At 38.9% G+C, this 12,638-nt stretch carries 11 protein-coding genes; 7 read left to right on the forward strand and 4 right to left on the reverse strand.

Annotated features, from left to right (window positions below):
* Nucleotides 1-7: 7 nt before the first annotated feature.
* The 7 genes from ACFSR6_RS04035 to ACFSR6_RS04065 all read left to right on the forward strand — a co-directional run bounded on the left by ACFSR6_RS04035 (nucleotide 8) and on the right by ACFSR6_RS04065 (nucleotide 8,870).
* On the forward strand, nucleotides 8-1,828 hold the full coding sequence (locus ACFSR6_RS04035; protein ID WP_379075281.1) for a RagB/SusD family nutrient uptake outer membrane protein: 1,821 nt from the start codon (nucleotides 8-10) through the stop codon (nucleotides 1,826-1,828).
* A 31-nt stretch (nucleotides 1,829-1,859) separates the two neighbouring features.
* On the forward strand, nucleotides 1,860-2,237 hold the full coding sequence (locus ACFSR6_RS04040) for a hypothetical protein (protein ID WP_379075284.1): 378 nt from the start codon (nucleotides 1,860-1,862) through the stop codon (nucleotides 2,235-2,237).
* A 48-nt stretch (nucleotides 2,238-2,285) separates the two neighbouring features.
* Nucleotides 2,286-2,678 (forward strand): hypothetical protein, encoded by a 393-nt coding sequence (locus tag ACFSR6_RS04045; protein ID WP_379075287.1) that lies wholly within the window; start codon nucleotides 2,286-2,288, stop codon nucleotides 2,676-2,678.
* Between the two features lie 194 nt (nucleotides 2,679-2,872).
* Nucleotides 2,873-4,309, forward strand: coding sequence for a zinc metalloprotease (locus ACFSR6_RS04050; protein WP_379075290.1), 1,437 nt, complete (start codon nucleotides 2,873-2,875; stop codon nucleotides 4,307-4,309).
* A 52-nt stretch (nucleotides 4,310-4,361) separates the two neighbouring features.
* Nucleotides 4,362-5,759 (forward strand): alpha-L-fucosidase, encoded by a 1,398-nt coding sequence (locus ACFSR6_RS04055; RefSeq protein ID WP_379075293.1) that lies wholly within the window; start codon nucleotides 4,362-4,364, stop codon nucleotides 5,757-5,759.
* The gene (locus tag ACFSR6_RS04060) at nucleotides 5,759-7,351 is read left to right on the forward strand and encodes a beta-N-acetylhexosaminidase (RefSeq protein WP_379075295.1); all 1,593 of its coding nucleotides are present in this window, start codon (nucleotides 5,759-5,761) and stop codon (nucleotides 7,349-7,351) included. Before ACFSR6_RS04055 ends, ACFSR6_RS04060 begins: the two co-directional genes overlap by 1 nt.
* Nucleotides 7,352-7,367: 16 nt before the next feature.
* Entirely contained in the window at nucleotides 7,368-8,870 is a 1,503-nt protein-coding gene (locus tag ACFSR6_RS04065) for an alpha-L-fucosidase (protein WP_379075297.1), read from the forward strand.
* Between the two features lie 361 nt (nucleotides 8,871-9,231).
* Here the strand turns inward: ACFSR6_RS04065 and ACFSR6_RS04070 are convergent, their stop codons facing one another.
* The 4 genes from ACFSR6_RS04070 to ACFSR6_RS04085 all read right to left on the reverse strand — a co-directional run bounded on the left by ACFSR6_RS04070 (nucleotide 9,232) and on the right by ACFSR6_RS04085 (nucleotide 12,246).
* Complete coding sequence (locus ACFSR6_RS04070) at nucleotides 9,232-10,014, reverse strand: HAD-IIA family hydrolase (protein WP_379075300.1); 783 nt, start codon at nucleotides 10,012-10,014, stop codon at nucleotides 9,232-9,234.
* Between the two features lie 286 nt (nucleotides 10,015-10,300).
* A complete protein-coding gene (locus tag ACFSR6_RS04075) occupies nucleotides 10,301-10,981 on the reverse strand; it encodes an esterase family protein (protein ID WP_379075303.1) in 681 nt (226 codons plus the stop codon).
* A 114-nt stretch (nucleotides 10,982-11,095) separates the two neighbouring features.
* The gene (locus tag ACFSR6_RS04080) at nucleotides 11,096-11,683 is read right to left on the reverse strand and encodes a GDSL-type esterase/lipase family protein (protein WP_379075306.1); all 588 of its coding nucleotides are present in this window, start codon (nucleotides 11,681-11,683) and stop codon (nucleotides 11,096-11,098) included.
* Nucleotides 11,684-12,075: 392 nt separating this feature from the next.
* A complete protein-coding gene (locus ACFSR6_RS04085) occupies nucleotides 12,076-12,246 on the reverse strand; it encodes a hypothetical protein (RefSeq protein ID WP_379075308.1) in 171 nt (56 codons plus the stop codon).
* Nucleotides 12,247-12,638: the final 392 nt, after the last annotated feature.

Consider the following 12,638-nt stretch of genomic DNA (forward strand, 5'->3'; position numbering starts at 1 on the left):
AAAAGATATGAAAACTAAAATATTTACAATAGCACTGGCATCATTAGTTGGTTTATTGTTCTCCTGCAAAAAAGGCGGTTTCCTCGATTCACAGGTAGAAGTGCTTTCGGAAGAAAATGTATTTGCTGATAGTACAATGACCTTTAATTTCCTCAATAACATTTATTGGAACACGGGATTGGATATCCATCCTTACCGTAATACGATCGGCGGTTTCTCTGGTGCAGGCCCGGGGTCAAGCGACTGGAACGATGCCTTCGAAACCCTAACATCTAATGCTGCAAGCGGCTTTTCTGGTCAAGATGCCTTTTTAAAAGGTACATCAACCAGTTCAAGTCATCCTTTGCTTGCCATGTGGACTTTGATGTACAAAAAAATAAGAGCAGCAAATAAATTTATGAACAATGTTCCTAATTCACCTATTTCGGCATCGCGGAAAAAGATTATGATTGCCGAAGCCAGATTTTTAAGGGCATTTTATTATCAGATGCTTGTCAGGTATTATGGTGGGGTACAATTAGTAGGTGATAATGTGAGCGATGATTTTCCAACTTACGATTACAAACGTAATACTTATAAGGAATGTGTGGATTACATTGCTGCAGAGTACGATAAAGCAGCAGTTGATTTGCCAAGCGCGGCAACATTAGAAGCCATTAATTATGGCAGAGCCACTTCAGGAGCTTGTAAGGCCTACAAAGCCCGGCTGTTGGTAACAGCTGCAAGCACTTTATTTAATGGCAGCCCGGCGAGTACTGATGCAACCGTAGTTCCATTTATATGTTATTCTGTCAATTATGATGCTACGCTGTGGCAAAAGGCTGCTGATGCTTGCAAAGCAGTGATGGACTTACCGGAATATGCGTTGATTGTAGATAATGCAACTAAAGCAGGCGATGGCTTTTTTAAACTTTTTACAAGCGGTAGAAAAACCAGCGAGTTTATTTTTGTTTATAACCTGGCCCTAGCAGCGGCTAGTGCTTCTGATACTAATGGGGGACTGGAACGCCCGTTTTTTCCATGGTCTATTACGGCCAGGGGAGCGGGAAGTACCACCTCTATGAACCCAAGTCAGAATGTAGTAGATGCATTTGGAATGGCAAATGGAAAGTTAATCAGTGATGCTTCATCGGGATATAATATTTTAGATCCTTATAAAAACCGCGATCCAAGGTTTTATAATTCTATTATTTACAATCAGGCTACCATGACCAGCAGGTCTACAACAGCTTTAACCACGATCAATATTTATACTGATGCCAATAACAATCCTGTAGGCGATGGTATACAGCCTTATCATACTAAAACTGGTTATTATACCCGAAAAATGTGTAATGATCGCGTACCATTTGCCAGCTTAACTGTTGCAAGGGCCCTACCCATGATGCGTCTGGCCGAAATGGTATTGGGCTATGCTGAAGCTTTGAATGAACTCGGTAGAGTAGAAGAAGCGGTAATAGAGGTAAATAAAATCAGAGACAGGGCTGGTATTATAGCTGGATCTGATAACCGTTATGGCATTCCTGCAGGCGTTACAAAGGATCAGTTAAGAACCTTAATCAGGAACGAATACCGTGTAGAGTTTTATGGTGAAGGCCATTGGTATTACGATACGCGCAGATGGAAAACAGCGGAACTTACAGAAAAAGGTAATTTATTACTGGCCAAGGCGAGGCAAAATGCAGCAGGCAGTGCCTATCCTTTTGCTTACACATACGAAAATGTCTTGTCAATGAATTTCATAGCCCCTGCCATGTATTTTGTGCCAATACCATTAAGTGAAGTATTGAAATCAAAAGGCCTATTGGTGCAAAACCCAGGATGGTAATCATTAAAATCAATTATAAACCTTAAAAATTATGAAAAAAGCACTAATCCTTTTTGCAATTATTATAGCTTTTGTCGCCATTAAACCTCTTAAGGCAAAAGCCCAGGAGCCTACGCAAGAGTATTATCATGAAATTACCAATGACTTGGGCACTTTTAAAATCTGGCTGTACATGACCGAGAATAATGGTGTTGATCATGTATTGATCATGGATCCCGAATTTAACACATGGCCGCTAAATATAGAATTTAAAGTTTATGGCGGCGGATATGGGGCATCTAGTTCGATCGCAACCGAGTTTGTAGGTTCGTTTCCAGGTTATCACATTGTTTGGACAGGGATTTTTGATCCAGCTTATGGCTATCAGCCAACAATTACAGTCAATTGGGGGAAAAATAAAAGACACTAAATTATTAAGATAACTTATCAAAAAAATAACCCTTTAAACAATAATATTATGAAAAAGTCTATTCTAATCTTATCCTTATTTTTAAGCTTCTTTGCTATTTCCAATTCGGTAAAGGCACAGTGTGTACAGCCGCCTACACAAATTTTAACTACAGCTTACGATCAGTCGCAATACTATGTAACGGTGACGCTGAATCCGACAACAGGAGCCCAATCCGTACTGATTGAAGATCCAAACAACACCTCTAACAATGCTTATGTGACTATTGATAGCACGTATGGTGGTTGTTCATTATCAGCCTACGAAGTTTATGGTTCATTTATCATATTCGATATTCCATCGCAGAGCTATAAACGCTACAGCGTATCCTTAACGGCACAAACCGGTTTTGATGGAACTGACCCTGAACGGGGAGCTTATACTATAGGCGAATACTTTTAGAACCTGGTTTTGGCCTAAATGTTATGAACCACAAACATAAGGCGACCATTAAGAAGTTAAGAAAATTAAGATTTAGGCGATCGCTGTAAGCACTTCGGCTATCAATCACTGAACTAATAAACCAATGACAAATGAACCAATCAAATCGCTAAACTAATAATCAACTAACCATAAAACTTAAACCATTATTAACAATGAAAAACAAAAAACAACTTTGCATGGCCTTGCTTTGTACAATTTCGAGTGGGCTTTTAATGAGTAGCTGTAAAAAAGCGCAGGTTGCAGAACCAGAAACTAATTATGCAACATTGACCAAATCGAAATTAAGTTCTACAACCACTCCAAGCTTTGTAACCAATACCAAAAACTTAAACATCGTGATGTTTGTGCCTACCGATAACCCGGCACTTCCTGATTACAAAACAAGATTAACGGCATTATTTACACATTTTCAAAACTGGTTCCATACCGAAATGCTCAGGTACGGGTACGACAAATATTTAGGCTTAGCGAAGGAAGATTCTACTAACCTCATTAAATTTATAGAGATTCCTGCCGCAGGACCGCAGGCAGATTATCCTTATGATTCGAGCATATCAGGAAGCAAAATCTTAAATGAGATAAATGCATACAAAGCAACTCACGCATCAGAATTTTCGAATTCTTCACACATGCTCATTTTATTGCCGCAAAGAACCGACGGAGGAGGTCAGCCATTTTATGGCTTGGGTAAAAATTGCTTTGCATTGGATAATGCAAATATGGCGGTTGATAAAATCCCTAATCCGAACTCTAATTATCTGGGTGGAATGCTGCACGAACTGGGGCATGGTTTAAATTTACCACACGATCATGCCAAATATGCTTCTGAAGAACCTACCTTAGGTACTTCTTTAATGGGATCAGGAAACGTAAGTTTTAGCAAAGGTCAGCCTACTTTTTTAACCGAGGTTGATGCGGCCATTTTAAACCGTAATGAGGTTTTTCAAAATCCATTACCAATAGAAATTCCTTACGAAAGTGCTACAACTACGATTAATGCCAATGCCACTTTCAATAGTAGCACCCAGGTCTTTAACTTATCGGGTAGTTTTACAAGCAATAAGGATGTGAGCGATATTTTGATTTATATGGATCCCAACGTGAACAACGAAGGTACAGGGGTGAACAAAGATTATAATGCTGTTACCTGGAGGTTTACACCCGGAACAGGGAATACGATAACCGGAAGCATTCCGTTAAGCGAGCTTTACTATAAAAATAATGAACCTTATGAGTTAAAAGCCAAGCTTTTACTCAAAAATGGAAATGTAATTACACAAACCTATACCTTCTCCTTTTTGAATGGTGTACCGCAGATTGGTGCAAACGGTTCTGCTAAATTTTGCCAGAATGCAAGTTATGGCGGTTATGGAGTATCTTTACCGGTAGGACAGTATACAACTGCCGATCTGATCAGTCGTGGCATCAGTAATAACGACGTTTCATCCGTTAATGTAGGTTTGGGAGTGAAAGTAATTCTGTATGATGGTGATAACTTTACCGGAAGCAGCATCGAATTAACTTCTTCGAGTTCATATCTTTCTACCTTTAACGATAAGGCATCTTCTATAAAAGTGATTGCCCTTTAATGAGTATATTTAAAACAGACTTTTTGATAAATGTTTCAAAACCGGATAGAAAATGAGAAAAGCGCTTTTTTTTAGTCTGTTATTTGTACAGTTTGCCCAAGTATTGTTTGGGCAAACTGTACAAAATAGTGCATTGGAACAGTTTAAGAACGAAAAGTTCGGCATGTTTTTACATTGGGGATTGTATGCCCAGACTGCAGGCGACTGGAAAGGTCATAAAGTAAAGGGCGGTGAGCATTTTATGCTGTATGAACGTATTCCAGTGCAGGAATATGGAACCATTGCCACCCAGTTTAACCCTGTTAATTTTGACGCCGATAGATGGGTAAAGCAAGCCAAAGAAACAGGTATGAAGTATATCGTTTTTACAGCCAAACATCACGATGGATTTGCCATGTACAATTCAGCCAGTAGTGATTATAATATCGTAAAAAAAACTCCTTTTAAACCTGATCCGATAGCAGAACTCGCTAAAGCCTGCAAAAAATATAAAATTACCCTTTGCCTTTATTACTCCCTGGGCAGAGATTGGCAAGATCCGGATGTACCCACCAATTGGCCCGTAAAGGCAGGCAGGAGTAATACCTGGGATTACCCCAATGAAGATGCAAAGGTTTTTAACCGCTATTTCGAAAGAAAGGTTAAGCCACAGGTTACAGAATTATTAACCCATTACGGCCCGATTGGTGTATTGTGGTTCGATACTCCCGAACTCATCAGTAAAAAAGAAAGTGCAGAACTTAAAGCTTTGGTTAATAAATTACAACCCAACTGTTTGGTAAACAATAGGATTGGAAATGGATATGGCGATTTTTCCATTTCAGAACAATCCTTAACACCCTCATCAAAAAAAGCCTGGGAATCATGCCTGACCATTGGGCAGAACTGGGGCTATAACCGTCACGATAGCCTTTGGAAATCGCCGGAAGTATTAGTGAGGCACCTGGTAGAAGTGGTTGCCAATGGAGGCAACCTTTTATTAAACGTTGGTCCCAAAGGTGACGGAAGTTTTCCTGATTGGGCTACCGAAAGACTCAAGGCTGTGGGTAAGTGGATGGATGTTAATCATGAAGCCATTTACGAAAGTCAACCATGGTTTGTGGTTAAAGAAAATATGACTGCTGCCAAAGAAAATATATCGATAGAAGAAAGTAAGAATACCACAAAAGATGCTGTTTTTGATGGCACCCCAAAAAACATTACGCCTGATGTGTATTATACGGCAAAAGATAAAGCCGTGTATGTTTTTTTAAGGAGCTGGCAAACAGGAGAAGTAACACTTAAACAGATCAATAAAAATAACTTAAGTATTAAAAATATCGAATTATTGGGAAATAGGCGCAAAGTTCAATGGAAAACAAACGATCAGGAACTAAATTTAAACCTGCCCGTAGATTTTAAAAAAGGAAATCAAATCCCTATATACGTTTTAAAAATAACAACCAATTAATGAGGTTTTTATATACATTATTTACACTGTTTATTTATATTTCTGCGCAGGCACAACAGCAGGCAGCTATTATTCCTATGCCTGCAAGTTTTGTTGCCGGGAAGGGCTTTTTCACCCTGAACAGCAAGGTTACCATTGGTTATAACAACGCTCAATTAAAAACTGTTGCCTATTACTTCCAGCATGAACTGTTGAGCCAGAAAGGTATTACCATTCAACAAAAAGAAGGCTCAGCCAATATTTTGCTGGTGTTAAAACCTGCAAGAAAAAAAAACGAATCGAATGCCTACCAGGTCAGTATTAAACCAGGCCAGGTCATCGTTTCGGCAAATGATCCACAGGGAATTTTTTATGGCCTCATTTCAGTGCTGCAACTTGCCCTCACCAGTAAAAACAATCAGATCGCGGCTGCCGAAATAAGCGATGCTCCAGCTTATAGTTGGCGTGGTTTTATGCTGGATGAATCGAGGCATTTTTTTGGTAAAGAAAAGGTAAAGTCCATTTTAAACTGGATGGCCTTTTATAAACTCAACATTTTTCACTGGCATTTAACCGATGAGCCTGGCTGGCGCTTAGAAATTAAGCAATACCCCAACCTGGCCCTTATTGGAGGCATTGGCGATTACCTTAATCCTGATTTACCTGCGCGGTTTTATACGCAAGCTGATATTAAAGAAATTATTGCATATGCTGCAGAGCGTTATATCGAGGTTATTCCGGAAATTGACATGCCCGGACATGCTACTGCAGCCAATAAAGCCTATCCAGAATATTCGGGCGGCGGATCGGCGGGTCACCCTGAATTTACTTTTAACCCTGGTTTAGAGAAAACATACACTTACCTTACCAATATTTTAAAAGAAACCAATATCCTTTTTCCTTCCGCAATCATCCACCTTGGGGGAGATGAAGTGAGTTTTGGCAATGAAAAGTGGAATACCAACCCGGATATATTAAAACTCCGTCAGCAAGAAAACCTGAAAGACAATGCTGCGGTAGAACATTATTTTATAAAACGCATGGCCGATTCACTATATCAGCTCCATGCAAAAGCCATTTTATGGGATGAAATGGCCGATGCCGATCTCCCAAAAGATAAAACCATTATGTTCTGGTGGCGACAGGAAAAGCCTGAACAATTGCATACAGCATTAAGCAAAGGCTACAGTACTGTTTTATGCCCACGCCTGCCACTTTATTTCGATTTTGTTCAGGATAGTACGCATCAATATGGCCGTAAATGGAATAAATTATACAATCCCATTGAGCAGGTTTACGCTTTCGATGCATACTCATACGCCAAAAATAACGAACAGAAATCACTTATTTTAGGCATTCAGGCTAATCTGTGGACCGAGACAGTAGATAATGACCGTAGACTGGATTTTCTGCTTTTTCCGAGAATTGCGGCCCTTGCCGAAGCGGCCTGGGTACCTCAGAAAAAGAAAGATTTTAAAACGTTCAGTACCAATTTAACCGGGCACCTGGCACTGTACAGTAAAGCCGGACTGTATTACTACGATCCTTCGAAAATATTGTTGCATCCAGAAATTCCTGTAAAACGAAGGAAGCCACTGAATTATAAAGACTAACACGCAAAATTTGAATATGAAAAATAAACTAAAATATATATGGCTTGCAATTACGATCACAACTGTTGTAAGCCAGGCAGATGCACAGTGGACGGGGCCTAAAAAACAACCGGCAAAAGAAGTTGAAGTAAAATATGGTAGCTTAACACCTCCTCATCGTACCGATGCAGATATGCAGGCTTTCCGTAGTTATGGTTTAGGCCAGTTTATCCATTGGGGGATCTATTCTATCGCTGGTAATGAATGGAATGGAGTAAGTGCAAGGGGAGGTGCTGCTGCTTCTGAGTGGATCCGTTCATGGAGCGGACCAACGGCACCTAAAAATTGGACAAATACCTACGACAATCTTTATAAACAGTTTAATCCGAAAAATTTCGATGCAAAACGCTGGGCTAAACAGGCAAAAGAGATGGGAGCCAGGTACGTTATTTTTACCACTAAACACCATGATGGTTTTGCCCTTTGGCCTACAAAATATTCTGATTATAACATTTCGGCATCTCCTTATAAAAAAGATATCGTAAAGCAGATTGTAGATGCTTATACTGCCGAAGGTATTGATGTGTACCTGTATTTTTCCATCCTGGAGTGGAATAATCCAAACTACATGAGCAGAGTGCCCAAGACGGACGAAGAAAAAGCAAAATTCGATAAATTTCTCCAATATACCCGTAACCAGCTATTGGAACAGCTGCACAATTATCCTAAAATTAAAGGCTTTTGGTTTGATGGTACCTGGGATGCTTCATGGAAAAGTGCCTATGAATTTACTTACAACCTGGAGAAAGAACTCCGTGAGAAACACCCGGGTTTAATTATCGGGTCGCGTTTTCGTAATGATGAGCATGGATCTCGTCATTTCGATTCAAATGGGAATATCCTGGGCGATTATGAACAGGGCTGGGAGCGTAAACTGCCCGCTGAGTTCGAATGGCTAAACGGTAATGATTGGGATGCAGTAATGACTATTCCGCCAAATGGCTGGGGTTATATGAAAGATTGGTCGGGAATCTATACCAAAACCACCGATGATTTATTAAATATGCTGATGCATTCGGTATCAATGAACGGTAATTTTGTGATAAATTTTGGTCCTGACGGCAATGGCAACATGCATCCTGAAGAAGATAAAATTGCCAAAGAGATCGGCGAATGGACGAAACAGAATGCAGAAGCTGTTTATGGAGTAAGGCATGCCACATTACCACCATCAAAATTGGGGTATTTTACACAAAAGGAAGATAATTTATACTTAACTGTATTTAACAGGCCGGTAAATAGCATTATACGTATTGCAGTACCTAAAAATGCCTCACAGGTTCCGGGTACGGCTGCACTTTTAATTACGGGTAAAAGTTTGGAAGTAAAACAATCAGACATCGGATTGGATCTGGATAAAAATACTTATTATGATCTGACACTGCCAAAAAATTTTCAACTCGAAAAGGCCTTTGTAATTAAAATGAAATTGGTAGCTCCAAAAGCAAAATCAGCAAAATTAATGGATGCTAAAATGTAGCCTGAATGAAAGGCTGCTTGCTTCTTTTTTGTAAGTGGTAGAAAAAACTTGTTTTTATAAGAGATCAAACCGTACTTCCTCGTAAATGAAAAAATTAGCTAAGGAAGTGTAAACCTGGATTTGATTTAAGATTTAAATGCAAAAAAAAACATGGTAGTTACAGGTTTTGGATTAGTTCCTGAATTATCATATTTACTATGTATCAGATCGGTTATCTGATATTTACCTTGGTAAGTGCATTTATTTGGTTAATTAATGATTGCGTAGCGATGGATGTTTCTACGCAATCTTAATTTAACTTTTTTCAATGTCATCAAACAACGCTTTTAAATTTGAAAATCCCAGGGCCGAAAACCCATAGCTACTTATCTTCCCACCAGGTCAACGGAAATTTAATTTCATCAACGGAACTTGCAATCATATCGGGCTTAAAGGCATAATGGCCTAAAGTATCCTTGCTTGATATGCCCGAAAGCACTAAAATAGTTTTATAGCCCATTTGAACACCTCCTTGAATATCGGTTTCCATGGTATCGCCAATAACGGTTGTTTCGCTGGTTTCCAATCCTAAAAATTTACGTGCCGAACGCATCATCACCGGACTTGGTTTACCGGTAACAAATGCTTTTCTGCCGGTTGCTTCTTCGATCATGGCTGTGGTGGCTGCAATGCCCAGGTTGTTCCAGCCCGGTTTTTTAGGCGAGGGATCTCGGTTGGTAGTAATAAATTTTGCTCCCGCAAGAATCATGTCAACTGCCCTTTGAACCATTTCGAGCGTAAAATTTCTGCCTTCTCCCAATACCACAAATTCCGGATCTGTATTTACCAGCGTAATACCATGATCATGTAAACTGCTCAATAAACCACCTTCTCCAAGTACATAAGCGGTACCTTTTGGACTTTGGTCTGAAAGAAATTTAGCGGTGGCCATGGCACTGGTATATACGTGGCTTTCTTCAACCTTTATTCCCAGCCCCTTTAATTTCCTGACAACCTCTAATGGGGTTCTTTGACTGTTATTGGTCATGAATGCAAAAGGGATAGCCTCATCGATTAGTTTTTTAATGAATTTGTCTGCTCCTGATATAAGTGCCTCTCCACTATAAATCACCCCATCCATATCTATTAATAATCCTTGTTTCATGTTTTAGTTTTTAATCTGTTTATGTGCAAACTTAATGTTTTCTTGTTCAATCAGTGTTAATATAAAATGTTCGGGCAGTCAGTTTTGCACTTCATGCGATTATTTCAAACTTAATACAATTGCAGGTAGTATTCAGGGAATTTAAAATATCTACTCTAATGGCTAAGTAGAAAAATAGCTGCCGGATACCCAGTATCGCTGAAGCAAACGGAAAAGCCTGTAAATACCATTATTTTAATTTGATGGTAAAGTAAGATGAGGCACTTAAATAAAGTGATTATTGTAATTAGATGTATATAGGGGCCATTTTGCGCCAATAATGAGGACGGTGTGCGTTACTTTCCCAGGTATGAAACTGGTTGGGAATACCTTTCTGCCACAGTAAGTTGCTCAGGTGCTGGTTTCCGCTTAAAAATGGGTCGGTTTCACCTACCGCTAAAATAATCTCCATGTTCCTGACTGCCGATAGCAATCGGTCGTCATTTAAATTTGCAATATATTGCGCGGGCATATTAAAATAAACCTCATCGCTACGATATCCGTTAAGCAGATCTCTAAAATCGCCTATATTATCGGTAAGATCATACCTTCCACTAATACCTACGGCCTTTTTAAACAACCAGGGGTATTTCATGGCCAGGTTTATAGCATGGTAAGCGCCCATACTACAGCCGGCAGTTTCTATGTAATCGCCATGGTTTTTCTCATAGATAAGCGATAATACCTCCTCAAGCAGATATTTTTCATATTGTAAGTGCCGGTCTATTCTTGCTGATGGAAATACCTCATCATTATAAAAACTCTCCCCATCTATACTATCAACACAGAAAACCTGAAGTTCGCCGTTTTCAATCGGTGCACTTAATGAAGCAATAATTCCCCAGTTTTCGTAATCGTAAAATCTGGCCATTCTGGTCGGAAAAAAGATAACTGCTCTTCCGGCATGACCAAAAACCAGGAGTTCCATGTCCCGTTGAAGATTATGACTGAACCATTTATGATATTCCCTGTTCATCGGTTTCGATTCTTTGGGCGAAAATTAAGGCATGTATGTTATCGAAATATTAATTAAGCGTAATGATTAACCAAGTTTCTCTTTAACAGTATTTGCCCATAAACGATAACCTTCTTCGCTCAGGTGTAATCCGTCATGATCGTAAAGTGCAGGATTTGGTTTGCCTTCTTTATCGAGCATTTTTTTAAATACATCAATAAATTTCCAATTGCTGTCGAGTTTAATAATTTCGCTTTCGATCAGGTTATTGGTATACCTGAACTGATCTGCCATCTGCCAACGGCTAAGGCTGGGTTTTAAAGAAATAAAATAGCATGGTAATGCGCCAAATTGCTGGTTAACCTTAACCATCAACTGCTGGAAAAAGATAAATATTTCTTCAGGGTTTCTTCCATCTCCCAGGTCATTATCGCCCGCATACATCACAAGTGCCTTGGGCCTGTAGTTAATCATAATCCGCTCAAAAAACCATACGCATGCTGCTAATGTAGCGCCACCAAAGCCTAAGTTAGTTACCTTCATGTAATCAAAATCATCTTCGAGAGTGTGCCATAAACGGATAGATGAGCTGCCATAAAAAATAACGCCCGGATGCTCCCTGTCTAAGCGGTGCCGTCTTTCCAATTGTTTAACTTCTTCTTCGTACCAGTACATGCGGCTAAAGATAAAAAGATCTGCTTCTCGAAGAAATGTATTATAGGTTAAGTTTATGTTACCAGATACTGGCTTATTGGTTCACTAGTCATTTGTTCATTAGTAAATTCATAAAAAAACAAAACTTAACCCCTTAATTTATTAATGGTCATAGAGAATAGATTGAAGTTTATTATCGTTAGCTGTTGCGCCATTATAAAGGAAATGCCAGAACTGCTTCTTAACTGTGAAGTGCTAATTGAAATTGCTAACTAGTCAATCGTCGAAATTGGTTAACTGAATATTGCTAATTGAAACTACCAAAGGGCTAATCGATCGTAGACTTTTAAACCCACCAGATTTCCGTCCCCAGCTATTTTAAGCAGAGATTTTAAACTTTAATTGGTTAAAGACTACTCACTGTAGTTCCTCTTATCAGCAGCATAAACATGGTACCAAATGTACAGAATCCATATTAACACCACGGTGCTGTAAACCAATTCAGGATCAAATGAATCCCTGGTCAGTAACAACGCAATGGAGGAGATCAGGGCAGTCAGGAAGAAATAAAAAATATTTTTCATAACGTACTGATTTATTGAATGTTGGATTTAGTAAATATAATAAAATATCTCCTTAGAATCAATTTTTTATAGAAATAAATTACCAGAATGTGATAAAATGGCTTAATTATCTCTTTTGTATGATGTTTTATGTTCATTTATCTGTTTTTTAATTGGTTGAGAGCTTGATAACTTAAGATTGCAGTGTTGAAATGTTTACATTTCAGTTCTAAGCTGAATTTAAATCGGGCTTTAGTTTGGAAGACGTATATAAAGCGGTTTTACTTTAAAATTAAGCGAAAATTAATTTGAAATTGAGAATTGTAATGCTATTGACAGATTAAAAACATGTAGTCTGTTTGAATTTGATGAAAATGGGGAGTAATTGGATAATAATTGGGTAGAACATCATA

Origin of the sequence: Pedobacter vanadiisoli, from assembly GCF_042684385.1 — a bacterium.
GTDB lineage: Bacteria > Bacteroidota > Bacteroidia > Sphingobacteriales > Sphingobacteriaceae > Pedobacter > Pedobacter vanadiisoli.

What these genes read in the sequence shown, in the direction of transcription:
- ACFSR6_RS04035 (WP_379075281.1), top strand. Translation starts at nt 8, where the DNA reads ATGAAAACTAAAATATTTACAATAGCACTGGCATCATTAGTTGGTTTA.
- ACFSR6_RS04040 (WP_379075284.1), top strand. Translation starts at nt 1,860, where the DNA reads ATGAAAAAAGCACTAATCCTTTTTGCAATTATTATAGCTTTTGTCGCC.
- ACFSR6_RS04045 (WP_379075287.1), top strand. Translation starts at nt 2,286, where the DNA reads ATGAAAAAGTCTATTCTAATCTTATCCTTATTTTTAAGCTTCTTTGCT.
- ACFSR6_RS04050 (WP_379075290.1), top strand. Translation starts at nt 2,873, where the DNA reads ATGAAAAACAAAAAACAACTTTGCATGGCCTTGCTTTGTACAATTTCG.
- ACFSR6_RS04055 (WP_379075293.1), top strand. Translation starts at nt 4,362, where the DNA reads ATGAGAAAAGCGCTTTTTTTTAGTCTGTTATTTGTACAGTTTGCCCAA.
- ACFSR6_RS04060 (WP_379075295.1), top strand. Translation starts at nt 5,759, where the DNA reads ATGAGGTTTTTATATACATTATTTACACTGTTTATTTATATTTCTGCG.
- ACFSR6_RS04065 (WP_379075297.1), top strand. Translation starts at nt 7,368, where the DNA reads ATGAAAAATAAACTAAAATATATATGGCTTGCAATTACGATCACAACT.
- ACFSR6_RS04070 (WP_379075300.1), bottom strand. Translation starts at nt 10,014, where the DNA reads ATGAAACAAGGATTATTAATAGATATGGATGGGGTGATTTATAGTGGA.
- ACFSR6_RS04075 (WP_379075303.1), bottom strand. Translation starts at nt 10,981, where the DNA reads ATGGAACTCCTGGTTTTTGGTCATGCCGGAAGAGCAGTTATCTTTTTT.
- ACFSR6_RS04080 (WP_379075306.1), bottom strand. Translation starts at nt 11,683, where the DNA reads ATGTACTGGTACGAAGAAGAAGTTAAACAATTGGAAAGACGGCACCGC.
- ACFSR6_RS04085 (WP_379075308.1), bottom strand. Translation starts at nt 12,246, where the DNA reads ATGAAAAATATTTTTTATTTCTTCCTGACTGCCCTGATCTCCTCCATT.